The sequence below is a fragment of the Sedimentitalea nanhaiensis DSM 24252 genome (genome assembly GCF_000473225.1).
GTDB classification, from domain to species: Bacteria; Pseudomonadota; Alphaproteobacteria; order Rhodobacterales; family Rhodobacteraceae; genus Sedimentitalea; species Sedimentitalea nanhaiensis.
Window position 1 is genome coordinate 2,474,460 of the sequence record NZ_KI421509.1, and the last position, 23,837, is coordinate 2,498,296.

The window sequence follows — 23,837 nt, forward strand, 5'->3', positions numbered from 1 at the left end:
ATATAGGTGCAGCAACCGATGATGTAAGGGTAAAACCGATGATCCGACGCTTTGGAGAGCCCCCCGTGCCCAGGCGCAGCTATGGACGTAGGCCCGGCGCTTACGCGCTATTGCCACGTGGTCGACAGTTGTTGCTGACCTGTCAAAGCGATCCCGAGCCGGATCTGCAACTGCCCGGAGGCGGTGTCGATCCCGGCGAATCACCGGTGGCGGCTCTGCATCGCGAGGTCCTCGAGGAAACCGGCTGGCGCATTTCGGCACCCCGCCGCGTCGGGGTCTTTCGCCGGTTCGTCTATATGCCGGAATATGATCTGTGGGCGGAAAAAATATGTCTGATCTATTTGGCGCAACCGGTTCTGCGCCTGGGCCCGCCTGCCGAATCCGGTCACACGGCCCGCTGGATGGACGCACGCACCGCAGCCAAGGCGTTGGGCAATGCAGGAGACCGATACTATGCCAGACGTTACGCCAAGACCCAAAGCTAGCCGTTGTATTCGAACAAGGTTGCGGAAACGTCGTCTTCCAAACCGTATTGCGGCGACATGATCTGGGTCAACGCCCAGTAAAGATCCTCCAGAAACTCGTGCCCCGACTGCCTGGAACCCGTCTTGTCGATCAGGTCCACCAGGCCCTGCTCTTCGAGCATTTCGCCATCTATCAAGCGGGCCTCGGTGAATCCGTCCGAGTATAGAAGCAGCCGATCACCCGGATCCATCTGCAACTCGAACTGTTCATATGGGACGTCGGGCAATAACCCGATGGGAACGCCGCCTTCGCCAACGAACTCGGCTTCGCCGTTTGGACGCAATAGCATCGGGTGCGGATGTCCCGCCTGCACCATTTTGAGCAATCCGGTTTTCAGATCGACCACGGCATAGGCCATCGTGAAATACTCCTCGATCCCGGTGTCCGCCAGGAACCTTTCATTCAGCATCGCGGCCACCTCGGCCGGTTCACGCAGCGTATAGGTGCCGTTCAACTGCCGCTGCATGCCCAGGTTCTGGTCGAAATAGAAACTGCTGAGATATCCGCCCAGCCGTGCGGTCATCATTGCTGACGTGATTCCGTGCCCCGACACGTCAATGGAGTAGAATGCGATTTGATCCTGGTCAGACGAAAACATACCCACAAGATCCCCCCCGATATGGCCACAGGGCTTCAGCAACAGGCTGACACACGACTTGCCAAAGTTGCGGGATCGCTCTGGCACCAGCGATTCCTGGATCTTCTTGGCCTGAATCAGATCCTTGTCGATGGTATCATAGGCCGCCTGTAGTTGATCCAGCGTTTCGAGGATCATACGGTTCTTGTCTGACAACTGACGCTGCATGTCCAGAATGCGCGCACCCGCCGAGATCCGCGCGCGCAATTCATCGGCATTGACGGGTTTGGTCAGAAAATCGTCTGCTCCTGCGCCCAATCCTTCGGCCACTTCGTTCTTTTCGCTCTTGGATGTCAGCAAGATGAAATAGCCGTAACAATCGACCGGCATTTTGCGGAACGCCTGACAGAACTCGAGCCCATTCATCCCTGGCATCATCCAGTCACTGAGCACCAGATCCGGCGACGACGCCTCGCAAATGGCCATCGCGGCCTCGCCACTGTCCGCCTCTATGACCTCAAATCCCCATTTTTTCAATGATGCAACCAGAATACGCCTTTGCAGTCGGCTGTCGTCCACCACCAACACGCGGCGGATCGCACCCAAATCCGACGTTGGTGTGGATTCAGCCTGTATATCAGGCTCAGGCGCAATATTGGACATATTTGAATACTCTACACATTTTGAACCGCCCTAACTTCGACCACCCATATTAACTTGGAGTGAAAGATCGAATTTTTCCCAATCCCGATCTAGAGATTAACCGAGTGTTTACGTCGCAAATGTAGACGCTGTTACAGGCGTTGCGTTTGGTTCAATGGGAATGTACATGATTGATTGGTCACGGGTAATCGAATTGCGCGCAGAAGTCGGTGCCGAGGATTTCGACGAAGTCATAGAGCTTTTTCTGGAAGAAGTCGGAGAGGTGATTGACCGCCTTCAACAGGGTCCAGACCCCGAAAATTTAGAGCAAGACCTGCATTTTCTCAAAGGCAGCGCCTTGAGCCTGGGCTTCAAGACCTTTTCCGTTCTGTGCCAGGATGGCGAGCGCAAATCGGCGCAGGGCCTGGCCGAAACCGTGAACGTTGAACAGATTGTTACAGAGTTCGACGCCTCAAAGACAGTATTCCTGTCTGAAGTGAAGCAGCGCATCGCCGCCTGAAACGCGCCCTTCAGATCAGGAACTGGGCCAGAGTTTCATCGTTGGTGATATCACGATAGCTGAACCCTGCATCGTCCAGATGCGCAAACAACCTTTCAAAATTTTCCGCCTTCACGGTTTCAATGCCGATCAGGACAGATCCAAAGTTGCGTGCTGACTTCTTGAGATACTCGAACCGTGCGATATCGTCATCTGGTCCGAGAATTGTCAGGAATTCCCTTAACGCGCCAGGTCGCTGCGGCAGGCGCAGGATCAGGTATTTCTTGACCCCCGAATAACGCTGTGCGCGCTCCTTGACCTCGGGCAGGCGTTCGAAATCGAAATTGCCGCCTGAGGTAACGCATACCACCGACTTACCTCGGATTTGCGATTGCACTTCTCCCAGCGCCTCAACCGACAGGGCACCAGCAGGTTCCAGAACAACCCCCTCGACATTGAGCATTTCGATCATCGTCGTGCAGATTCGGTCTTCACTCAGGACAATCACGTCTGACAGTGCCGTTGCCTGCAAAAGATTGAAAGGCTTCTCGCCGATCCGTCCCACCGCGGCACCATCGACAAACGTATCCACATGCGACAGCGTCACCGGTCGTCCCGCCGCCAGCGCTGCCTTGAAACACGCGCCACCCTTGGGTTCGACGAAAAGACAGCGCGCGTCGGCCCCGAAATAGGTTGAAACCCCCGACGACATACCGCCCCCGCCGACCGGCAGGATCACCACGTCCGGTGCCCGCCCCAGTTGATCATGTATTTCAACCGCAACCGAGGCCTGCCCCTCGATCACATCGGAATCATCGAACGGTGAGAGGAAATAGCCACCAGATTGGGTACACCAGTCCTGCGCCGCCGTGAGCGTGTGATCGAAATAATCCCCGACCAGATGAATTTCGATCTGCTCGCCGCCGAACATCCGGGTTTTCTGGATCTTTTGCTGCGGCGTCGTCACCGGCATGAAAATTACCCCCCGAACCCCCATATGCTTGCACATGAAGGCCACACCTTGCGCGTGATTGCCCGCGCTGGCGCAGACGAAAAGCTCCTGCTCTGGCAGTTTACGCATCGCATTGTACGCCCCGCGCAGCTTGTAGGACCGCACTGGACTCAGATCCTCGCGCTTCAGCCAAATGTCGGCACCAAAACGATCGGACAGATGGACGTTGCGCAGCAATGGGGTCTGCGGGAACACTGCGCGCATGGCGGCTTCTGCAGCGCGCGCCTTATCTTGAAAATCGGTCATTTTCCCTGTGTGAACCAGCGCGTCCGCCTGCGCAAGCTTGGCTTGCCCCCTGCGGCAAAACCCGATAATCCGCAGCCGACCCCAGATTAAGAGGAATTCCAATGTCTGCGCCAAAGAAAGTCGTTCTCGCCTATTCAGGTGGCCTGGACACGTCGATCATCTTGAAATGGCTGCAAACCGAGTACGGTTGCGAAGTGGTAACCTTTACCGCCGATCTGGGCCAGGGAGAGGAACTGGAACCGGCTCGCAAGAAAGCCGAAATGATGGGTGCGAGCGCCATATATATCGAGGATCTGCGCGAAGAATTCGTGCGCGACTTCGTGTTCCCGATGTTCCGTGCCAACGCTGTTTACGAAGGGCTGTACCTGCTGGGCACTTCGATTGCGCGCCCGCTGATTTCCAAGCGGCTGGTTGAGATCGCAGAAGAAACCGGCGCGGACGCGGTTGCCCATGGCGCCACAGGCAAGGGTAACGATCAGGTTCGGTTCGAATTGGCTGCCTATGCGCTGAATCCAGACATCAAGGTTATCGCCCCCTGGCGTGAATGGGATCTGACAAGCCGCACCAGACTAATTGATTTCGCAGAGAAAAATCAGATTCCAATTGCCAAGGACAAACGCGGCGAAGCTCCGTTCTCGGTGGATGCCAATCTGCTGCACACCAGTTCGGAAGGCAAGGTTCTGGAGGACCCTGCCGAGAATGCGCCGGACTATGTTTATCAGCGCACGGTGAACCCCGAAGACGCGCCGAGCGAGCCGGAATTTGTCGAGATCGGGTTCGAAGCGGGCGACGCCGTCAGTATCAATGGCGAAATGATGAGCCCCGCGACCATTCTGACCAAACTGAACGAACTGGGTGGCAAACACGGTATCGGGCGTCTGGATCTGGTTGAAGGCCGGTTCGTAGGTATGAAATCGCGCGGTATCTATGAAACGCCGGGCGGCACGATTTTGCTCGAGGCACATCGGGGCATCGAGCAAATCACCATGGATCGCGGCGCGATGCACTTGAAGGATCAGCTGATGCCGCAATATGCCGAGCTGATTTATAACGGCTTCTGGTTCAGCCCCGAACGCGAAATGATGCAGGCGGCAATAGACAAAAGCCAGGAACATGTGATGGGCACAGTTCGCCTGAAACTGTACAAGGGACTGGCCCGCACCGTCGGGCGCTGGTCGGATCGCTCGCTTTATTCGGAAGAGCATGTCACGTTTGAGGACGATGCCGGGGCCTATGATCAGAAGGACGCCGCCGGGTTCATCAAGCTGAACGCGTTGCGCCTGCGACTGATCGCGATGCGGAACCGTCGTCTGAAATGAATTCAGACTGGCCCGACGAAACCGATGCCGACCTTTTTTTGGAGGCACAGGATTCCGTCTGGCAGTCCGTGGTTGCCGAACTGAAGGCGGGTCGCAAGACCGGCTATTGGATATGGTTCGTGTTTCCACAGCTGGCGGAGCTGGGTCGCTCGGACATGTCCCAACTGTATGGCATCCATGATCTTGCCGAGGCACGCGCCTATCTGGCCCATTCCGATCTGCGTGCACGGCTGGTTCATGTCAGCACATTGATGCTGACCCACCAAGGCACTGCGGTTGACGTCATTCTGGGCACTCTCGACGCGCAAAAACTACAGTCCAGCATGACCTTGTTTGCCGCCGTGCCGGACGCGCCGCCTGAATTCGAACAGGTTCTGGATGCCTTTTTCGATGGTCGGCGGTGCCAGACAACACTGCGGGCCATTAGCTAGAGGGCGACCGCCTTTAACTTGTTAAAGTGGGGCATTGCCTGAGAAAGGACTTCTTTCAGATGTCCGGGCACGGTCGGCAATGGACCTTCGGCAGCGTCAAACCCGGTGCTTTTCCAAACCGATCCGTACCAGTGTGGCGCCCAGGCACCGTCTTCGGGATGTCCGCCCCGTGGCCAGCTCAGCATCTCGGGCATGAATGGCAATCCGATGGACTTACACAATCGCCTCAGCATCTTTTCAGGGTCTATTCGGATGTCGGTGCTGTCAATCACCACCGGACTGCCCTGCCAGCTATTAACTGCATCAAACAGTTCGGCCTGCTGAACAAAACCGATATCAGGCAACGTCGGGTTCTCTCGCTTGGCCGCGTAGCTGGCAATGACCCGCGCAGGATGGCGGATCAGAAAGACGTTGACCATATCGCGCATCCAGTCTCGCGGCATGTCGGGCAGCATGTGTTGCGTCATGTGCTTCTGGTAGAAATGCCTCTTGCCCTGGGGGATCGGCCCAGAGATCTGTGCGACCACTTGCGCGGGATCGGTGGGTTGAGCCTTTAAGATCGCGTCCTTCATTGGGTGAGCCAGGCCCGTTTTGGCCAAGTATGCCGCGTAAAAGGGCTCGTCTATCACAGCACAATCCCCACGTGCGCCAAAGGCGTACATCATTGCCGTGGACAGATTTCGCGGCCCCGACCACATTGCAATCCGCATCAGGCGCATTCCTTGTCAATCAGATCCTTGTACAAACTGCGGATCCGTTCTGTCATCGGGCCCATCTCACCAGTGCCGATCTGGCGTCCGTCAATTTCACCAACGGGCGTCTGGGCGCCGAACGTACCGGTAAGAAACGCTTCGTCTGCTCCATAAGTGTCCACCAGGCTATAGTTGCGTTCGAACACCGGAATCCCGTTATCGCGACACAGGTCGATCACCTTTTGCCGGGTGATGCCGTTCATGCAATAATCGCCTGTACTGGTCCAGACCGCCCCCCTGCGCACGATAAAGAAATTGCAGGCGTTAGTCGTGTTCACGAAACCATTCACATCCAGCATCAGGGCCTCGTCCGCACCTGCCTTTTCGGCCGCAATGCAGGCGATGATACAATTCAGTTTCGAATGGCTGTTCAGCTTGGGGTCCTGGGTCATCGGCAATCCGCGCATATGCGCAACTGTGGCCAACCGGATCGGTCGCGGCAGGCTGGGCCGGGAATGTTCCATGATAATCACCAAAGTCGGCCCCGATTGGCTGAGCGCGGGATGCTGAAAGGGGCGGACCTTGGGTCCGCGTGTGACCATCAGGCGGGCATGGGCATCAGTCTGCATGTCATTCGCGACCTGGGTGTCGCGTATGGCCTGGATCACGCCGGCGCGATCCAACCCGATATCCAGATCGATGGCCTTTGCCGCCTCAAACAACCGATCGATATGTTCACCCAGAAACGCCCAGGTGCCGTTATACAGCCGGATCCCCTCCCAGACTCCATCGCCCAGCATGAAACCGCTGTCATAAACACTGACCACCGCCTGATCCTTGGGCACGACCCGGCCGTTCAGATAAATCAGGATCTTCTCGTTCCGCGCATCCTCGGCAGCCTGATGCGTGGTCATTTTTTCGCTCATGACATCCTCCGTTTGGGCGCACGCTAGGGCCGGAATCCGCCAAGGCCAAGCGGTAAAATCCAGTCACCTCGCCGTGACATTTCATGTCCACAGCTTGCGGTGCGCCTAGCGACAAGCCAGCATCCCCGCAAATGGAGAGTGCGATGACCGTATTGGACAATATCAAACCTATGGCCCTGGTGGCCCTGATCGCTGTGGCGACCCTGATTCAGGGCCAATCGGCCAAAGCAGCCGAGATCGAGACCCTGACCGTAGCCGGAGGCTGTTTCTGGTGTGTCGAGGCCGATTTCGAAAAGGTGCAAGGTGTCAGCGGCGCTGTTTCGGGTTATACTGGCGGTACAAGCGAAAACCCAACCTATAAACAGGTCACACGTGGCGGCACCGGGCATTACGAGGCCGTGCAAATCAGCTTTGATCCCGACGTTATCAGCCGTGCGACGCTGCTGAACATGTTCCTGCGCTCGGTCGATCCAACCGACGCTGGCGGACAGTTCTGCGACAGGGGCAACAGTTACCGCACCGCGATCTTTGTCTCGGACGCGCAAGAAAAAGCTCTGGCGCAAACCGCCAAGGATCAGGCCGAGAGCGCCCTGGGGCAGAAAATCGTTACCCCCATCCTGTCTGCGGCACGGTTTTATCCGGCAGAAAGCTATCATCAGGATTACTACAAGGGCACCGATCTGGTCCTGACGCGGGGCGGCCCGAAATCGCAGGCCAGCGCCTATAAGTTCTACCGCAAGGCGTGCGGGCGCGACGCGCGGGTCAAACAACTGTGGGGCGACGCAGCACCCTTTGTCGGCAGCTGACCCGGCCCCTTAGCGTTATCCGATCTTGCAGGACGCCAGAACCGCCATGTTCAGGATGTCATTGGCTGTGGATACGGATGAACAGATCTGAATCGGTTTGTCCAATCCGGACAGGATCGGTCCAATCACGGTTGCTCCGCCCATTTCCTGCATCAGCTTGACCGAAATGCTGGCCGAATGCCGCGCGGGCACCACCAGAATATTGGCTGGTCCGCTCAGACGGGAAAACGGATAGGCCGCCTGCGACTTGGCGTTCAACGCCACGTCGACGGTCATTTCGCCTTCGAACTCGAAATCCACGCCGCGGCGTTCGAGTACACTGGGTGCGCGGTGCATCTTTTCGGCCCGTTCGGACACCGGATATCCAAAGGTCGAAAAGCTGACAAAGGCCACGCGCGGCTCAAGCCCCATGTGACGGGCCACGTCGGCGGCACGCTCAGCGATGGTCGCAAGATCCTCGGCATCCGGCCATTCATGCACCAACGTATCCGCGATCAGAACGATCCGACCCTTGTGCAACAGCGCCGTGACCCCGGCCACCCCATGTGCAGCATCTGCATCGAACACATGGCTGATCCGTTCCAGCACATGGGCGGATTTGCGCGTTGCCCCCGTGACCAGCCCGTCGCCGTGCCCATGCGCCAGCATCAATGCTGAAAACACGTGCCGGTCCCGTGCCGCCAGACGGTGGATGTCCTGTGCATCAAAACCTTTGCGCTGCAGCCGGTTGTACAGGAACTGCTTATAGGTTTCCAAATGGTGCGTATTGGCCGCGTTCACGACTTCGAGTTCGCGCACAGCATCACCCATACCGGCCGCTTCCAGCTTTTCCCGGACGTCCTCGGAACGCCCGACGACCAGCGCCTTTCCCAACCCCGCCCGCTGGTAATTTACCGCCGCACGCAAGACACGGGGGTCATCGCCCTCGGCAAACACCATGCGGGCCTGCGCAATACGCGCCCGTGCATTCAAACCACGCAGAATGCTTGCGGTTGGATCCATCCGGGCCTTTAGTGTCAGTTCGTAGGCGTCCATATCGATGATCGGGCGCCGCGCCGCGCCGGTGTCCATCCCGGCCCGAGCCACGGCAGGCGGAATACGGTGGATCAGTCGCGGATCAAACGGAGTCGGGATGATATAGTCGCGCCCGAACGTCAGGTTTTCACCATAAGCCAGCGCCACCTCATCCGGCACATCTTCGCGTGCCAACTGGGCCAGCGCATGGGCACAGGCGATCTTCATCTCATCGTTGATCGCACGGGCATGGATGTCGAGCGCCCCGCGGAACAGATAGGGGAACCCAAGCACGTTATTGACCTGGTTGGGATAATCACTGCGCCCGGTGGCAACGATGGCATCCATCCGCACCTCGTGGGCCTCTTCCGGCGTGATTTCCGGATCGGGGTTCGCCATGGCGAATATCACCGGATTGTCGGCCATGGATTTTACCATATCCTGGGTCACAGCACCTTTGACGCTGACTCCCAGGAACACGTCCGCACCCTTGATCGCTTCGGCCAGGTCGCGCGCTTCGGTCTTGACCGCGTGGGCGGACTTCCATTGGTTCATGCCTTCGGTGCGGCCTTGATAGATGACGCCCTTGGTGTCGCACATGATGCAATTCTCGGGCCGCGCGCCCATCGACTTGAGCAGTTCCAGACAGGCGATCCCGGCGGCCCCTGCGCCATTCAAAACGATCTTGACGTCTTCGATCCGTTTGTTCGACAGATGCAGCGCGTTGATCAAACCTGCGGCACAGATCACCGCAGTACCGTGCTGATCGTCGTGGAATACCGGGATGTCCAGCTCTTCCTTGAGTTGCTGTTCAATGATGAAACAGTCGGGCGCCTTTATGTCTTCCAGGTTGATGCCGCCAAATGTCGGTGCCATCAGCTTGACCGCCTTGCAGAATTCGCTGACCTCTTCTGTGTCAAGTTCGATATCGATGCTGTTTACATCCGCGAACCGTTTGAACAGGACGGCCTTACCCTCCATCACCGGTTTGCTGCCCAATGCGCCAAGGTTGCCCAGACCCAGCACGGCAGTGCCGTTGGAAATCACCGCCACAAGGTTGCCCTTGTTGGTGTAGTCATAGGCGGTTTCCGGATTCCTGGCGATCTCTTCGCAAGGCACCGCAACACCGGGCGAATAGGCCAGGCTCAGGTCGCGCTGGGTGTTCATCGGCACCGTCGCCTGAATTTCGAATTTGCCCGGCGTTGGTTCGAGGTGAAAGGCCAGCGCCTCTTCTGCGGTATATTTGGTCTTGGCCATTGAGGGTGCCTTTTGCTTATGCGGTTCCGGTGTCATACCGCGTGGCCCGCGTGGCCTCAACAGCAATGCGTTTTTGCCTTTCGCCGCACGTGCAGCATTTGTAAGGTCGCCCTTGATCCGAAATCCGGGGGGGTTATCCGTGTCGAATGTCACGCCGATGATGGCGCAGTATCTCGAGATCAAGGCAGACCATACCGACGCCCTGCTGTTCTATCGCATGGGCGATTTCTACGAGATGTTCTTTGATGATGCGGTGGCGGCAGCCCAGGCGCTGGACATCGCCTTGACCAAGCGCGGCAAGCATGACGGTGCCGATATCCCCATGTGTGGCGTCCCCTTTCACGCCGCCGAGGGCTATTTTCTGACCTTAATCCGCAAAGGGTTTCGGGTGGCCGTCTGTGAACAGATGGAAAGCCCCGCCGAGGCCAAGAAACGCGGGTCCAAATCTGTGGTTCGGCGCGAGGTCGTGCGCCTTGTCACCCCCGGTACCCTGACCGAAGATGCATTGTTAGAAGCGCGGCGGCACAACTTTCTGGCCGTTTTCGCCGAGGTTCGCGATCAGGCCGCGCTTGCCTGGGCCGATATTTCCACCGGCGCGTTCCACGTCATGCCCCTGAGCGTGGCGCGACTGGGTCCGGAACTGGCGCGTCTTGCGCCCTCGGAGTTGATCGTATCGGATAGTTCGGATGCGCGCCTGTATGCGGTCGCCGAAGAACTTGGAATTGCACTGACGCCGCTAAGCCGCGCCAGTTTTGACAGCACCGCCGCCGCCAAGCGTCTGTGCACGTTGTTTGCCGTGGGGACACTGGATGCCTTTGGCATGTTCGAGCGGGCTGAGATTTCAGCCATGGGTGCGCTGATCGACTATCTTGAGATCACTCAAAAGGGCAAGCTGCCACTGCTGCAAAAACCCCAGCGCGACGCCGAAGACCGTGTGGTTCAGATCGACGCTGCGACCCGTCGGAACCTTGAATTGACCCGCTCTCTGTCCGGTAGCCGCAGCGGGTCGTTGTTATCGGTGATCGACCGCACGGTAACCCCTGGCGGCGCACGCCTGTTAGAACAAAGGCTGTCCAGCCCCTCGCGCGTCGTGGAGCTGGTGCAATCGCGGCTCGATGCAGTCACATTTGCGTTGGATCACGACCAATGGGCGAGCGATCTGCGTTCGGCTCTGCGCAAGACGCCGGATCTGGACCGCGCCTTGTCGCGCCTGTCGCTGGATCGGGGCGGTCCACGCGATCTTGCGGCTGTGCGCAACGGGTTAGCGCAGGCGCAGGTGATTGCCGATCTGTGTGATGCCTTCGAACTGCCCCTGTTGTTGAGCACAGCCGCCCGCGACCTGTCCGGTTTCGATGACCTGACGGCTTTACTAAATACCGCACTGGTTGCCGAACCACCGCTGTTGGCCCGAGACGGCGGGTTTATCGCCGTCGGTTTTGACACCGAACTGGACGAGGCCCGCACCCTGCGCGACGAGGGCCGATCCGTCATCGCCCAGATGCAAAAACGGTATGCCGAGCACACCGGGATCACCAGCCTGAAGATCAAGCATAACAACGTGCTGGGTTATTTCATCGAAACGACGTCCACCCACGCTGCGAAAATGCAAACCCCGCCGATGTCGGACAGTTATATTCATCGCCAGACCACCGCCAATCAGGTCCGGTTCACCACCGTCGAGCTGAACGAGATGGAAACCCGCATCCTGAACGCCGGCAACCGCGCACTGGAGTTCGAAAAACAGCTGTTCGAAAGGCTGCGCGCCGCCATTCTGGATGTTGCAGCCAGGATCGGACTGGCGTCGCGCGCGCTGGCGGAACTGGATCTGGCAAGCAGTCTCGCCGATCTCGCGAGTGGCGAGAACTGGTGCCGCCCCAAGGTTGACACCAGCCGCGCCTTTGCCGTCTCTGGCGGACGCCACCCCGTGGTGGAACACGCCTTGCGCCAACAGGGTGGAGAGAGCTTCATCGCCAATGACTGTGACCTTTCAGCCAATGGGGATGCGGCGATCTGGTTGCTGACCGGGCCGAACATGGCGGGTAAATCCACCTTTCTGCGCCAGAACGCCTTGATCGCCCTGCTCGCCCAGATCGGCAGCTATGTACCTGCCGCCTCGGCCCATGTCGGGCTGGTGAGCCAGCTGTTCAGCCGGGTCGGCGCGTCGGACGATCTGGCACGGGGTCGCTCGACCTTCATGGTCGAAATGGTCGAAACCGCCGCAATCCTCAATCAGGCCGATGACCGGGCACTTGTGATTCTGGATGAAATCGGGCGCGGAACGTCAACTTACGATGGCCTGTCCATTGCCTGGGCCACGCTGGAACACCTGCACGCATCAAACAGGTGCCGCGCCTTGTTTGCGACCCACTACCATGAGCTGACCGCTTTGGCTGGCAAGTTGACTGGGGTCGAAAACGCCACCGTCACGGTCAAAGAATGGCAGGGCGAGGTGATCTTTCTGCACGAGGTCAAAATGGGAGCCGCCGATCGTTCTTATGGGGTGCAGGTGGCGCAGCTGGCCGGGTTACCGCAATCCGTCCTGGATCGCGCACGTGTGGTGCTTAAGGCGCTGGAGCAGGGCGAACGCGAGGGCGGTGCGACGCAGAAAGCGCTGATCGAAGATCTGCCGTTGTTCTCGACCGCACCGCCGCCGCCAGTGGCGGTCAAACCTTCGCCCGCGCTGGATCTGTTACACGACATTCACCCGGATGAATTGTCGCCAAAACAGGCGTTGGACCTGATCTACAAACTGAAAGAGGCGGCTCGATCCTGATTTTTTGCAGGACATGGGTTTGCGAGCTGTCTGCGCGCTTTGCTCAGGACGCAGGCGTTGAGGACACCCCGACCTGCGCCGGACGCAACAGACGGTCATGCAACATGAACCCTTCGGCGGACACCTGAATGATATCCCCGGATTTTGTACCTGGCACCGGAGCTTCGAACATCGCCTCATGCATCTGCGGATCGAACCGATCGCCGACCGCGGGCGCAATCACCTGGATACCGTGTTTGCCGAAAACATTGACCAGTTCGCGCATGGTCAACTCGATACCTTCGATAAAAGCAGCGGAGGCCTGCTTCTGTTCGTCGGTGATCGTTTCCAGCGCGCGCTTCATGTTATCGTAGACCGGCAGCACATCGCGCGCCAGCTTGCTGCCGCCATATTGCTCGGCCTCGCGCCGCGAACGATCCGAGCGCTTGCGCGCATTTTCAGCCTCGGCCAGCGCGCGCATATAGCGATCACGGTATTCGTCACGCTCGGCGCGCAGCGAATCTACCTCGATTGCCTCAGGTTCCAGTTCGGCCTGTTCTTCGGCCTGTTCTTCGGCTTCCATAGCCGCCAGATCATCCAGAAAATCGTCGTTCTTGGGGTCTGCCATTCTTCACCTCTAACTGCGGTCGGATAAGAGCCGTCCCACCAGCTGCGCCGTGTAGTCCACAATCGGCACAATCCGCCCGTAATTCAGGCGCGTCGGGCCAATCACACCCACCGCGCCAATGATCTTTCGATCAGAGTTCATATAGGGAGACACCACCAAAGAGGAACCCGAAAGTGAGAAAAGTTTGTTCTCCGAGCCAATAAAAATGCGCACACCTTCGCCCTCTTCGGTCAACTGAAGAAAATCGGCGATATCGCGTTTGCGTTCGAGGTCGTCAAACAGCGTGCGAATGCGCTCGAGCTCGCGGTCGTCATCTTCGCCGCCCAACAGATTCGCCCGGCCGCGCACAATCAGACGGTCCGCTTCTTCGCCATCGCCCTCCCAGACTGCCAGCCCGCTTTCGACCATCTGGCTGGCCAGATCATCGATTTCACGCCGTCGTTGCCGAATTTCATTCTGGATCGTGCGGCGCACTTCGGTCAGGGTTTTGCCCTCGATCAGCGCATTCAGAAAATTCGCCGCTTCACGCATCGAACTCGGAGTTTGCCCCATCGGCGGCGTGAACAGGCGGTTTTCGACATGACCATCCGAAAACACGATGACCACCAGCGCGCGGTCATGTGCCAGAGAAACGAATTCAATATGGCGAATGGCGGCTTCGTGTTTGGGGGTCAGAACCAGTGACGCGCCGTGGGTCACACCCGAAAGAGCCGATCCCAACCGGTCGAGCATCCCACCGACATCCGGACTATTGCGCTGCAGGGTATCGTCCAGTTTCTGGCGGTCCGACGCATCCAGATCGCCAACCTCGAGCAATCCGTCGACAAACATCCGCAACCCCATCTGCGTCGGGATTCGTCCGGCGCTGACATGCGGGCTGTTCAGCAGGCCCAGATATTCCAGATCCTGCATGACATTGCGGATCGTGGCGGCGCTGACCTTTTCGCTCAGCGTTCGGGTCAGCGTCCGGCTGCCAACCGGATCGCCCGTGTTCAGATACGACTCGACAACAAGACGGAACACCTCGCGCGAGCGGTCGTTCATTTCGTCAAGAATTTTTGTGGCACCGTTCATGTACATCATCCTTGGCCGGATCGGCATTAAAGTCCACAGGCGACAAAGGTCAATCGGGGTTGCATCATTGGTCGGTGGGACGATATTGCGGCCCGGACACACAAAGGAATTTCTATGCGACCTTCTGGACGAGATCTAAGCGAAATGCGCGCCGTTTCAATCGAAACGGGATTCACGAAACACGCCGAAGGCTCTTGCCTGATCAAGGTCGGGGCCACCCATGTTCTGTGCACCGCCACAATCGAAGACCGTGTACCGCCCTTTATCAAGGGCTCCGGGTTGGGCTGGGTCACTGCGGAATACGGTATGCTGCCGCGCGCAACCAACACCCGAATGCGGCGCGAGGCGGCCGCCGGAAAGCAAGGCGGTCGCACCGTGGAGATCCAGCGCCTGATCGGCCGTGCGCTGCGGGCCGGCGTGGACCGTGTTGCCCTTGGCGAACGCCAGATCACGGTAGACTGCGATGTGCTGCAAGCCGATGGCGGAACCCGCTGTGCGTCGATCACTGGCGGTTGGGTCGCATTGCGCCTGGCCGTCAACAAGCTGATGAAAGCGGGCGACGTGATCAGCGATCCTCTGGTCGATCCGGTCGCGGCGGTATCCTGTGGCATCTATGCCGGTCAGCCGGTGTTGGATCTGGACTATCCCGAGGACAGCGAAGCCGGAGTCGACGGCAATTTCATCATGACAGGATCGGGCAAGCTGATCGAAGTGCAGATGTCTGCCGAAGGCTCTGTATTTTCGCGCGACCAGATGAACAAATTGATGGATCTGGCGGAAAAGGGTGTCGGGGAACTGGTATCGGCGCAACAGGCGGCGACATGACGCGCAAATTCACCGGCGACCGGCTTCTGATAGCCACGCATAACGCGGGCAAACTGGAAGAGATGGCCCATTTACTGAAACCCCATGGCGTTTCAGTAATCGGCGCCGGTGAAATGAATCTGCCCGAACCGGAAGAGACGGAAGCCACCTTTGTCGGCAATGCCAGGATCAAGGCCCACGCCGCCGCCAGAGCCACCGGTCTGCCTGCCCTGTCCGATGATTCCGGTATCGAGATTGACGCCCTTGGCGGGGCGCCTGGTGTCTATACGGCAGATTGGGCCGCGACTGCCGGCGGGCGCGATTTTGTGATGGCAATGCAGCGCACCCATGACGAGTTGGAAGCCGTATACGCCCCCCACCCTCGTATCGCCCGGTTCTGCTGTACGCTAGTTCTGGCCTGGCCCGACGGCCATGACGAGGTATTTCCCGGCGTGATGCCCGGCCATGTCATCTGGCCGATGCGCGGCGATCGGGGACATGGCTATGACCCGATTTTTGTACCTGAAGGGTATGACGTGACGTTCGGCGAGATGGATCGTTGGGAAAAGAACCGGATCAGCCACCGAGCCAAGGCTGTCGAACAATTCGTCGCCGGCTGTTTTGGTTGAGGATTGGCAACAAGGGGGCTTTGGCCTCTATGTCCATTGGCCGTTCTGTCAGGCCAAATGCCCCTATTGCGACTTTAACAGCCACGTGTCGCGGCAAATCGATCACTCCGAATGGATGGCCGCTTACCTGTCCGAGCTGAACCGTGTCGCCGCCCAGACACCAAACCGGGTCTTGCGGTCGATCTTTTTCGGCGGGGGCACACCCAGCCTGATGGAGCCCGACACAGTTGCCGCGATTATTCAGGCCGCTGGCAAACACTGGACATTTGGCAATGACATCGAGATCACACTGGAGGCCAATCCAGGGTCGGTCGAAGCCGGTCGATTTTCCGGGTTTCGCGATGCGGGCATCAATCGCATCTCGATGGGTGTACAGGCCCTGAACGATACCGATTTGCGCCGTCTTGGCCGGATCCACAGTGTAGCCGAAGCGCGCACGGCCTTTGATATCGCCCGTGCCTGTTTCAACCGGGTCAGTTTCGATCTGATCTATGCACGCCAAGACCAAACGCTGGATCAATGGCGCTCCGAATTGACCGAAGCGCTGTCAATGACCCTGGATCATCTTTCACTATACCAGTTGACCATCGAATCCGGGACCGCCTTTGGCGACCGTTTCGCTGCGGGAACGCTGCGTGGCTTGCCTGGCGACGATCTATCCGCCGATATGTACGAAGTGACTCAGGAATTGTGCGATTTACACGGATTGCCGATGTACGAAGTGTCCAATCATGCCCGCCCCGGCGCGGAATCCCGGCATAATCTGATCTACTGGCAGGGCGGCGACTATGCCGGGATCGGACCCGGGGCTCATGGACGTTTAACCTTGGACGGTTCTCGCTATGCCACCGAATGCTACCGCGGGCCTCAAGATTGGTTGAAGGCCGTCGCGACGGGAAACGGAGATTGCCTGCGCCAGCCATTGTCTGGGCTTGAGCGGGCCGAAGAGTACCTGATGATGGGTTTACGTTTGACTTCAGGCATAGACGTCAAGCGCTATGAGGATTTGTCTGGGCGGAAACTGAACATGGCGACTCGGAAGTCGCTGGTCGATCTGGGCATGATTTCAGATTTTGGAGACCGTATAATTGTTAAAAAACAAGGGTTTATGATCTTAAACGCAATAACGTCAGAATTTCTGACTGATTAGGCGTTACTAAGCAAACGGCACAGCGTATCCAGATCGTCCAGAGACGCGTATTTGATCGTCAATTCACCCGCTTCTTGCCCCGGCTTGTGCGCAAGCGACACTTTCATCCCCAAGTTAGCTGACAGATCGCCTTCAAGCGCCTTAGTGTCAGCATCTTTTTCGACCGGTTTCGTTTTGATCTTTGGAAAGCGGGAAGTCGGATTCATCTGTTTCTTGACCAACGCCTCGGTGGCCCGCACAGACAATCCGCCCTGCAAAATCGCCCGAGCCAGGTCCGAAGGGTTTGGCGCCGTGATTAGCGTCCGCGCATGACCTGCGGACAGTTTCCCATCCCGTACCAAAGTCTGAACATCTGCGGGCAAGTTCAGCAACCGCATCAGATTCGCAATATGACTGCGGCTCTTACCCAGTGCTTCTGCCAATTTTTCCTGCGTATGTCCGAAATTCTCCATCAACTGACGATAGCCCGCCGCCTCTTCCATGGCATTCAAATCGGCACGCTGGATGTTTTCGATGATCGCTACTTCAAGCACCTCGACATCGTCAAACTCCCGCACGAGAACCGGGATTTCATGCAACTGGGCCTGCTGCGAAGCACGCCAGCGGCGTTCTCCAGCCACAATTTCGTACATTCCGTTCGCGCTTGGCCGCACGATGAGCGGTTGTAGAACACCCTTTTCTTTGATCGAAGCCGTCAGATCATCCAGATCGTCCTGCACGAATGTGCGGCGCGGCTGATTTGGATTGGCCACCAATTTTTCGATTGGTACCAGAATGTCCGGGCTACGACGGCTGTCGTGTTGTGCTTCCGGCTCCAGCGTTACATCTGCCATCAACGCCGACAATCCGCGCCCCAGACCGCGAGGCTTTGTTCTCTTGTCCATTCTGTGCCCTCCTCATGCAGCCATCTGTTTGTGGTTGCTCAATATTTCTTGTGCCAGTTCTCTGTATGCCCTGGCTCCCTGGGACGCACCGTCATAGCTGAGCACCGGCATCGCAAAGGATGGTGCCTCGCTCAATCGCACGTTCCGCGGGATCAGTGTCCGAAAAACCAATTCACCCAGGTTTTCACGAGCATCCTGCTCCACCTGATGCGAAAGATTATTGCGCCTATCGTACATTGTCAGCACGATTCCCTCGATGCGCAACTCTGCATTGGCGGTTTGGCGCACTTCGCGCATCGTCAGCATCAATTGCGATAGACCCTCAAGCGCAAAGAATTCACTTTGCAAAGGCACCAACACGGAATGCGCGGCGACCATTGCATTCACCGTCAGCAAGCTCAGCGACGGCGGACAATCAATCAGGATGTAATCCCACTCAAAATCATCCATTGCAGCCTGGCGCAAAGCGCGCTTAAGAAGAGAGCTTCGATTCTTGTTTGAAATCAATTCGATATCCGCCGAACTCAGATCGACCGTGGCCGGAATAATTGATAAGTTCTGAACATCGGTTTTTAGAATTACATCCTTTAGCGCAATATCGCCCACTAACAATTCGTATGCCGTAAGCTTTCGATCCGCCACTTCAATACCCAAACCAGTCGATGCGTTACCTTGCGGATCAAGGTCGACGACCAGCACTCGTTTCCCAATCTCCGCAAGCGCGGCAGCCAAGTTTATCGACGTGGTAGTTTTACCTACGCCCCCTTTTTGGTTGGCCACCGCAATGATTTGCACACCATGTGAGTGCGGACGATCAGACACGCGATGCTCCTGTGATATTCAAAATTACAGACCCAGCTTCTGTCATGCTGTTAATCGTTTCAACCTCGAAACGCCATGACCTACGGGCGTCGTCAACCTCTTTTTTCCAGGTGACCCCCTTCGGGAACAATGCAATGCCTCCCGCGCACAAATGGCGATCTGCATAGCCGAGAAGTCCATTCAAATCCGTCAGTGCCCTTGCGGATAGAATTCGAGCTTGCTGCGGCGTTGCTTGTTCAATCCTTTCAGCCAATACCCGACAGGTTATCCCCATTTCTCGAACCGCTGTCCGTAAAAAGGCACACTTGCGCTGATCGCTTTCAATCAGGGTCACATGGGTCTCAGGGCGCTCACACGCGGCCATTATCGCCACGACCAGGCCTGGAAACCCTCCGCCACTGCCCAGATCTACCCACTTTCCATCTGCCTCGGCTATGCGGAAAACCTGGATCGAATCTACAATATGCCGCATCCAAAACTCTTCTAAACTGTTGCGGGATACCAAATTTATCTTTGGGTTCCACTTCTGGACAAGAGATTCCAATATATGCAACCGCTCGAGTGTTTCACGTGAAACATTCAATACCCCATCCGGAAGATCGATTAGACCGGTCACGCTCGGATCGCCCTATTCCCGCGCTTCAATCTCGCAAGAATCAAAGCCAACGCGGCGGGTGTCATTCCGTCGATACGAGCTGCCTGGGCGAGGCTCGTCGGTCGGGCACCAACCAATTTCTGCTTCAATTCGTTGGACAACCCGATAATGGAAGCGAAATCAAAATCACTGGGGATCGCGTGCCTTTCGTCCCGTTTCAATGCATCCACGTCATTGGCCTGTCGGCTGATATAAGTCGCATAGAGCGCATCATATTCAACTTGAACCCGGATCGCGGGCGCCATATCGCAGAGTTCGGGTATCAAACTTTGAAGATCTTCAACATGAACGTTCGGAAATGCCAGGACGTCCAGGCCCGTGCGCCGCTTCCCATCTTGACTGACACCAATACCCGCCGCATTCAACTGAGTTGGCGTATATGTAGTGGTAGACAGAATGGACTTTGCACGATCTAGTTGTTCCATCTTTTCTAGAAAAATAGCTTTTCTGTCTTCCCCAATGCACCCAAGGTCCAATCCAAGCTTCGTCAACCGTTGATCCGCATTGTCCGCACGCAGCGACAGTCGGAATTCGGCGCGTGATGTGAACATCCGATAAGGCTCGCTAACCCCTCGCGATGTGAGATCGTCAATCATAACCCCAATGTAGCTGTTAGATCGTCCAAACACGATAGCCTCTTTTCCACGAACTATATGAGCGGCATTCAATCCTGCGACCAACCCTTGTGCAGCCGCCTCTTCATAGCCCGTCGTTCCGTTTATTTGCCCAGCCAAAAACAGCCCTTGTACATCCTTTAGCTCTAAGCTTGGTCTCAGAGATCTGGGGTCGATAAAATCGTACTCAATGGCATATCCGGGCTGTAGAATTTCAGCCCGTTCCAAGCCCTTGATCGAATGTACATAAGCCTCCTGTACTTCCACGGGCAATGACGTGGAAATTCCGTTGGGATATATGGTGTGGTCACTCAAGCTTTCGGGTTCAAGAAAGATCTGGTGCGACTCTTTCTCGGAGAAACGGACAATCTTATCTTCTATGGACGGACAGTATCTGGGGCCGATGCCGTCAATATGCCCCCCATACATTGCCGAACGATTTAGGTTTTTCTCTATTATATCATGTGTTTGACTGTTTGTATGCGTAATCCCACACTCAATCTGACGTGCACTAACCGATTTGGAAAGAAACGAAAATAACACGGGATTTTCGTCTCCCGGCTGCATTTCCAAACCGGACCAATCGATGCTACGGCCATCCAATCTCGGTGGAGTTCCGGTCTTCAATCGGCCCATCGGCAAGCCGAAAGTCTCCAACCTCTGAGCCAAAAGCACCGAAGGTCTGTCCCCCAATCGACCGCCGGCGCGAGCGATATTGCCAATATGAATGACCCCCCGCAAAAATGTTCCGGTTGTTAGAATTACAGCGTCCGCAGAAATTTCACACCCGTCTGCCAGGACAACTCCACAGACCCGATCTCCCTGCATGAGCAGGTCGATCACCTCCCCTTCAAGAATTTCCAATCCAATCCGACATTCGGTTTCGCTCAGCATTTCCTCGCGATAGATCTTCCGGTCGGCTTGTGCACGCGGTCCCTGGACTGCCGGGCCTTTTCTCCGATTCAAGAGACGAAACTGAATACCTGCCTTGTCAGCAACCCGCCCCATTACCCCGTCCAGGGCATCAATCTCCCGAACCAGATGCCCTTTTCCCAGCCCTCCAATGGCGGGATTGCAAGACATGACACCTATCCCCTCACGTTTCAACGTGATCAACGCGGTTTTGACACCCATCCGCGCTGCGGCATGTGCAGCTTCGCACCCTGCATGCCCGCCTCCGATAACGATCACGTCACAATGTTTCACGTGAAACACTCCTTACTTACCCAAACAGAAGCTGGAAAAGATCTCGTCCAGCAAGTTCTCTACATCGACTCGCCCAACCAACGATTCAAGGGATCTAATCGCTACTCTCATTTCTTCCGCAGCGATCTCGTATTGATTGGTCCCAGCATCGAGAAATAGAGACGCCGCTTCAAGCGATTCCTTGGCCCGCTCCATGGCAATCCTATGGCGTTCACGTGTCGCCAGCCCTGCACTAATTGATCGGTCCTTGAGTACGGCCGCTATACGATCCACAAGCTCGCTCAGTCCTTCACCTGTGATCCCCGAGACGGAATCGATCTTATCCAGACGCATATCTGCTTTGGGGTGCACTAAAATATCACCACCCTTAAAACAAACACCCAGCTCTTCTTTTGAATCCGCCAGGAAAACCCGAAGATCCGCACGTTCCGCTCGGTCTAGAGCTAAAGAAATTCCCATATCTTCAATGATATCAGTGGTTTCCCTCAAACCAGCTGTATCCAGAAAGGTAACGGCAAGCCCCGATAGTTCCATCCGAACTTCGATTACATCACGCGTAGTGCCAGCATATTCGGACGTGATCGCCGCCTGACGCCCTGCCAAAGCGTTGAGCAATGTTGATTTTCCAACGTTTGGGGGGCCAATAATCGCAACTTCAAATCCGGAGCGGATGCGCTCGGCGATCACAACGCCAGCAGTCTCACGGATCAAGTCATGTTGCACCCTATCGATCAAAATTCTGACCTCCGGCGTAACGTCTTCGGGGATATCCTCATCCGCAAAATCAATTGTGGCTTCAATCAATGACGCCGCGCGTATCAGATCTTGACGCCAGGATTCTGCCAAGTCGCCTAATTGTCCAGCCAGAACCCTCTGTGCCTGCCGCCGCTGAGCATCTGTTTCGGCATCAATCAGATCGGCAAGACCTTCAACCTGAGAGAGATCTAACCTCCCGTTTTCCATTGCCCGACGGGTGAACTCCCCGGGTTCCGCCAATCTGAGTCCTTTGAAATCGGATAACACCCGTAAAACCGACGACACCACCGCAACACTGCCATGGAGATGCAATTCGACCACATCCTCGCCAGTGAAGCTAGCCGGTGCTGAGAAAGTCAGAACCAGTGCGTCATCCAACTGGTTTCCTGTGCTATCGCGAAGGGTACGCAGCGACATGCCACGGGCCGGAAGACCTCCGGAACACAAGGATTGCGCCGTGGCCAAAGCCATGGGGCCAGACACACGAATGACTGCCACTCCTGCCTTGCCCTGGGCGCTGGCCAAAGCAAAAATGGTATCCATGGAAAAACCCCGTCAGACAGGACCTGTGTCAGGTATTCATAGAATCGAAGAAATCGCTGTTTGATTTGGTTTGCTTCAACTTCGAAATCAAGAACTCGACGGCGTCCGTGGTTCCCATCGGGTTCAGGATCCGGCGTAGCACGAAAGTCTTCTGAAGATCCACCTTGTCGACCAGGAGATCCTCTTTTCGTGTACCCGACTTCAGGATGTCAATCGCCGGGAACACCCGCTTGTCCGCGATCTTGCGATCGAGAACAATTTCAGAGTTGCCGGTCCCTTTGAATTCTTCGAAAATCACTTCGTCCATCCGGCTCCCGGTGTCGATCAAAGCCGTAGCAATGATGGTCAGCGAGCCACCTTCTTCGATGTTTCGCGCCGCGCCAAAGAACCGCTTGGGGCGCTGCAACGCATTGGCGTCAACGCCGCCCGTAAGAACTTTCCCTGACGAAGGGACAACCGTGTTGAATGCCCTACCAAGTCTGGTGATTGAATCCAGAAGAATTACTACATCTCGTTTGTGTTCGACCAAACGTTTGGCTTTTTCAATTACCATTTCGCTAACCGCCACATGCCGTGTCGCAGGTTCGTCAAAGGTCGAGGATACCACCTCACCCTTAACCGACCTCTGCATGTCGGTAACTTCCTCAGGTCGTTCATCGATCAGCAAAACAATCAGGTAGCATTCCGGATGGTTCTTTTCGATCGAATTGGCGATGTTCTGCAATATTACCGTCTTACCGGTTCTCGGCGGGGCTACGATCAGCGACCGCTGACCTTTACCAATCGGTGCAACCAGATCGATGATACGGGCTGTGCGATCCTTGATCGTGGGATCCTGGACTTCCATATTCAGACGTTCATCCGGATACAGGGGCGTCAGGTTATCGAAGGCAATCTTGTGCTTGGCCTTCTCCGGCTCCTCAAAATTGATCTGCGTGACATTGATCAGCGCAAAATACCGCTCATTATCGTCAGGCGCTTTCATGACACCATCGATCGTATCGCCGGTCCGCAAGCTGTGCTGACGGATCATTTCGGGTGAAACATAGATATCGTCCGGACCGGGCAAATAGTTCGCTTCGGGCGACCGTAGGAAACCGAAACCGTCCTGCAATACTTCGAGCACACCGTCGCCCGAAACCTCCCATCCTTCATCTGCGCGCTCGCGTAGAATCTGGAACATCATGTCGCCCTTGCGCATGGTGGAGGCATTCTCGATCTCGAGTTCCTCGGCCATCGAGAGCAAGTCTTTTGGACTTTTTGCCTTGAGATCAGAGAGATTTAACTTTTCAACGGTCATAATTGTAACTGCCTGTCTGCAGCCGATTGGCGCCGGGTGCGTGCAATATAGAGTGGGAAACAGTCATGCCCGGA

22 protein-coding genes are annotated in these 23,837 nt (G+C 56.6%); 9 read left to right on the forward strand and 13 right to left on the reverse strand.

The window, feature by feature from the left end:
* Positions 1 to 38 precede the first annotated feature (38 nt).
* Entirely contained in the window at positions 39 to 485 is a 447-nt protein-coding gene (locus NANH_RS0113955; RefSeq protein ID WP_027262596.1) for an NUDIX hydrolase, read from the forward strand.
* Here the strand turns inward: NANH_RS0113955 and NANH_RS0113960 are convergent.
* Positions 482 to 1,765: a PP2C family protein-serine/threonine phosphatase gene (locus NANH_RS0113960; RefSeq protein WP_081710463.1), complete on the reverse strand. Its 1,284-nt coding sequence runs from the start codon at positions 1,763 to 1,765 to the stop codon at positions 482 to 484. The genes NANH_RS0113955 and NANH_RS0113960 overlap by 4 nt on opposite strands.
* A 166-nt stretch (positions 1,766 to 1,931) precedes the next feature.
* Between NANH_RS0113960 and NANH_RS0113965 the strand changes: the two genes are divergently transcribed.
* Complete coding sequence (locus tag NANH_RS0113965; protein WP_027262598.1) at positions 1,932 to 2,264, forward strand: Hpt domain-containing protein; 333 nt, start codon at positions 1,932 to 1,934, stop codon at positions 2,262 to 2,264.
* 10 nt (positions 2,265 to 2,274) lie between these two features.
* Here NANH_RS0113965 and ilvA read toward each other — a convergent pair whose 3' ends face one another.
* Entirely contained in the window at positions 2,275 to 3,501 is a 1,227-nt protein-coding gene (gene ilvA / locus NANH_RS0113970) for a threonine ammonia-lyase IlvA (protein ID WP_027262599.1), read from the reverse strand.
* 101 nt (positions 3,502 to 3,602) lie between these two features.
* Here ilvA and NANH_RS0113975 point away from each other — a divergent pair, with 101 nt between their 5' ends.
* Together NANH_RS0113975 and NANH_RS0113980 are read left to right on the forward strand one after the other, a co-directional pair.
* Positions 3,603 to 4,820, forward strand: a complete 1,218-nt coding sequence (locus NANH_RS0113975; protein WP_027262600.1) for an argininosuccinate synthase — start codon at positions 3,603 to 3,605, stop codon at positions 4,818 to 4,820.
* Positions 4,817 to 5,251 carry a DUF1810 domain-containing protein gene (locus NANH_RS0113980; protein ID WP_027262601.1) on the forward strand — a complete coding sequence of 145 codons (435 nt, stop codon included), beginning with the start codon at positions 4,817 to 4,819 and terminating at the stop codon, positions 5,249 to 5,251. Before NANH_RS0113975 ends, NANH_RS0113980 begins: the two co-directional genes overlap by 4 nt.
* Here NANH_RS0113980 and NANH_RS0113985 read toward each other — a convergent pair.
* Together NANH_RS0113985 and NANH_RS0113990 are read right to left on the reverse strand one after the other, a co-directional pair.
* A complete protein-coding gene (locus NANH_RS0113985; protein WP_027262602.1) occupies positions 5,248 to 5,961 on the reverse strand; it encodes a sulfotransferase-like domain-containing protein in 714 nt (237 codons plus the stop codon). The two genes, NANH_RS0113980 and NANH_RS0113985, sit on opposite strands and share 4 nt — an antisense overlap.
* Entirely contained in the window at positions 5,961 to 6,869 is a 909-nt protein-coding gene (locus tag NANH_RS0113990; protein WP_027262603.1) for a D-amino acid aminotransferase, read from the reverse strand. Before NANH_RS0113990 ends, NANH_RS0113985 begins: the two co-directional genes overlap by 1 nt.
* 143 nt (positions 6,870 to 7,012) lie before the next feature.
* Here NANH_RS0113990 and msrA point away from each other — a divergent pair, with 143 nt between their 5' ends.
* Positions 7,013 to 7,675, forward strand: coding sequence for a peptide-methionine (S)-S-oxide reductase MsrA (msrA, locus tag NANH_RS0113995; RefSeq protein WP_027262604.1), 663 nt, complete (start codon positions 7,013 to 7,015; stop codon positions 7,673 to 7,675).
* A gap of 15 nt (positions 7,676 to 7,690) precedes the next feature.
* Here the strand turns inward: msrA and NANH_RS0114000 are convergent, their stop codons facing one another.
* Entirely contained in the window at positions 7,691 to 9,946 is a 2,256-nt protein-coding gene (locus NANH_RS0114000) for an NADP-dependent malic enzyme (RefSeq protein ID WP_027262605.1), read from the reverse strand.
* A 157-nt stretch (positions 9,947 to 10,103) separates the two neighbouring features.
* On the opposite strand from NANH_RS0114000, the gene mutS reads away from it, so the two are divergent.
* Positions 10,104 to 12,719, forward strand: coding sequence for a DNA mismatch repair protein MutS (mutS, locus tag NANH_RS0114005; RefSeq protein WP_036049855.1), 2,616 nt, complete (start codon positions 10,104 to 10,106; stop codon positions 12,717 to 12,719).
* A gap of 43 nt (positions 12,720 to 12,762) precedes the next feature.
* Here mutS and NANH_RS0114010 read toward each other — a convergent pair whose 3' ends face one another.
* Positions 12,763 to 13,326 (reverse strand): nucleotide exchange factor GrpE, encoded by a 564-nt coding sequence (locus NANH_RS0114010; protein ID WP_027262607.1) that lies wholly within the window; start codon positions 13,324 to 13,326, stop codon positions 12,763 to 12,765.
* A gap of 9 nt (positions 13,327 to 13,335) precedes the next feature.
* On the reverse strand, positions 13,336 to 14,400 hold the full coding sequence (gene hrcA, locus NANH_RS0114015; protein ID WP_027262608.1) for a heat-inducible transcriptional repressor HrcA: 1,065 nt from the start codon (positions 14,398 to 14,400) through the stop codon (positions 13,336 to 13,338).
* Between the two features lie 114 nt (positions 14,401 to 14,514).
* Here hrcA and rph point away from each other — a divergent pair, with 114 nt between their 5' ends.
* Genes rph through hemW form a run of 3 tightly spaced genes read left to right on the forward strand, consistent with a single transcriptional unit; the run spans position 14,515 to position 16,983 of the window.
* Positions 14,515 to 15,225 (forward strand): ribonuclease PH, encoded by a 711-nt coding sequence (gene rph / locus NANH_RS0114020; protein WP_027262609.1) that lies wholly within the window; start codon positions 14,515 to 14,517, stop codon positions 15,223 to 15,225.
* Positions 15,222 to 15,833 (forward strand): RdgB/HAM1 family non-canonical purine NTP pyrophosphatase, encoded by a 612-nt coding sequence (gene rdgB, locus NANH_RS0114025; protein ID WP_027262610.1) that lies wholly within the window; start codon positions 15,222 to 15,224, stop codon positions 15,831 to 15,833. The genes rph and rdgB overlap by 4 nt, the downstream gene beginning before the upstream one ends.
* Complete coding sequence (hemW, locus tag NANH_RS0114030) at positions 15,826 to 16,983, forward strand: radical SAM family heme chaperone HemW (RefSeq protein ID WP_027262611.1); 1,158 nt, start codon at positions 15,826 to 15,828, stop codon at positions 16,981 to 16,983. Before rdgB ends, hemW begins: the two co-directional genes overlap by 8 nt.
* On the opposite strand, the gene NANH_RS0114035 is transcribed toward hemW, so the two are convergent.
* From NANH_RS0114035 to rho, 6 genes are read right to left on the reverse strand one after another with little or no spacing between them, the layout of a single operon-like run.
* Positions 16,980 to 17,867, reverse strand: a complete 888-nt coding sequence (locus NANH_RS0114035) for a ParB/RepB/Spo0J family partition protein (protein ID WP_027262612.1) — start codon at positions 17,865 to 17,867, stop codon at positions 16,980 to 16,982. The genes hemW and NANH_RS0114035 overlap by 4 nt on opposite strands.
* A 12-nt stretch (positions 17,868 to 17,879) precedes the next feature.
* Positions 17,880 to 18,689 (reverse strand): ParA family protein, encoded by an 810-nt coding sequence (locus NANH_RS0114040; protein WP_027262613.1) that lies wholly within the window; start codon positions 18,687 to 18,689, stop codon positions 17,880 to 17,882.
* Complete coding sequence (gene rsmG, locus NANH_RS0114045; RefSeq protein WP_245601457.1) at positions 18,682 to 19,305, reverse strand: 16S rRNA (guanine(527)-N(7))-methyltransferase RsmG; 624 nt, start codon at positions 19,303 to 19,305, stop codon at positions 18,682 to 18,684. The genes NANH_RS0114040 and rsmG overlap by 8 nt, the downstream gene beginning before the upstream one ends.
* On the reverse strand, positions 19,302 to 21,173 hold the full coding sequence (mnmG, locus tag NANH_RS0114050; protein WP_074920694.1) for a tRNA uridine-5-carboxymethylaminomethyl(34) synthesis enzyme MnmG: 1,872 nt from the start codon (positions 21,171 to 21,173) through the stop codon (positions 19,302 to 19,304). Before mnmG ends, rsmG begins: the two co-directional genes overlap by 4 nt.
* A 3-nt stretch (positions 21,174 to 21,176) precedes the next feature.
* Positions 21,177 to 22,463, reverse strand: coding sequence for a tRNA uridine-5-carboxymethylaminomethyl(34) synthesis GTPase MnmE (gene mnmE, locus NANH_RS0114055; protein ID WP_027262616.1), 1,287 nt, complete (start codon positions 22,461 to 22,463; stop codon positions 21,177 to 21,179).
* 28 nt (positions 22,464 to 22,491) lie between these two features.
* Positions 22,492 to 23,763, reverse strand: a complete 1,272-nt coding sequence (gene rho / locus NANH_RS0114060; RefSeq protein WP_027262617.1) for a transcription termination factor Rho — start codon at positions 23,761 to 23,763, stop codon at positions 22,492 to 22,494.
* Positions 23,764 to 23,837 lie beyond the last annotated feature (74 nt).

Coding starts and splice junctions, on each gene's coding strand:
- NANH_RS0113960 (WP_081710463.1), bottom strand. CDS start 1,765: ATGTCCAATATTGCGCCTGAGCCTGATATACAGGCTGAATCCACACCA.
- NANH_RS0113975 (WP_027262600.1), top strand. CDS start 3,603: ATGTCTGCGCCAAAGAAAGTCGTTCTCGCCTATTCAGGTGGCCTGGAC.
- rho (WP_027262617.1), bottom strand. CDS start 23,763: ATGACCGTTGAAAAGTTAAATCTCTCTGATCTCAAGGCAAAAAGTCCA.
- NANH_RS0114000 (WP_027262605.1), bottom strand. CDS start 9,946: ATGGCCAAGACCAAATATACCGCAGAAGAGGCGCTGGCCTTTCACCTC.
- NANH_RS0113965 (WP_027262598.1), top strand. CDS start 1,932: ATGATTGATTGGTCACGGGTAATCGAATTGCGCGCAGAAGTCGGTGCC.
- NANH_RS0113980 (WP_027262601.1), top strand. CDS start 4,817: ATGAATTCAGACTGGCCCGACGAAACCGATGCCGACCTTTTTTTGGAG.
- hrcA (WP_027262608.1), bottom strand. CDS start 14,400: ATGAACGGTGCCACAAAAATTCTTGACGAAATGAACGACCGCTCGCGC.
- msrA (WP_027262604.1), top strand. CDS start 7,013: ATGACCGTATTGGACAATATCAAACCTATGGCCCTGGTGGCCCTGATC.
- NANH_RS0113955 (WP_027262596.1), top strand. CDS start 39: ATGATCCGACGCTTTGGAGAGCCCCCCGTGCCCAGGCGCAGCTATGGA.
- mnmE (WP_027262616.1), bottom strand. CDS start 22,463: ATGGATACCATTTTTGCTTTGGCCAGCGCCCAGGGCAAGGCAGGAGTG.
- rph (WP_027262609.1), top strand. CDS start 14,515: ATGCGACCTTCTGGACGAGATCTAAGCGAAATGCGCGCCGTTTCAATC.
- rdgB (WP_027262610.1), top strand. CDS start 15,222: ATGACGCGCAAATTCACCGGCGACCGGCTTCTGATAGCCACGCATAAC.
- NANH_RS0114010 (WP_027262607.1), bottom strand. CDS start 13,326: ATGGCAGACCCCAAGAACGACGATTTTCTGGATGATCTGGCGGCTATG.
- NANH_RS0113990 (WP_027262603.1), bottom strand. CDS start 6,869: ATGAGCGAAAAAATGACCACGCATCAGGCTGCCGAGGATGCGCGGAAC.
- ilvA (WP_027262599.1), bottom strand. CDS start 3,501: ATGACCGATTTTCAAGATAAGGCGCGCGCTGCAGAAGCCGCCATGCGC.
- mutS (WP_036049855.1), top strand. CDS start 10,104: ATGATGGCGCAGTATCTCGAGATCAAGGCAGACCATACCGACGCCCTG.
- NANH_RS0113985 (WP_027262602.1), bottom strand. CDS start 5,961: ATGCGGATTGCAATGTGGTCGGGGCCGCGAAATCTGTCCACGGCAATG.
- NANH_RS0114035 (WP_027262612.1), bottom strand. CDS start 17,867: ATGGACAAGAGAACAAAGCCTCGCGGTCTGGGGCGCGGATTGTCGGCG.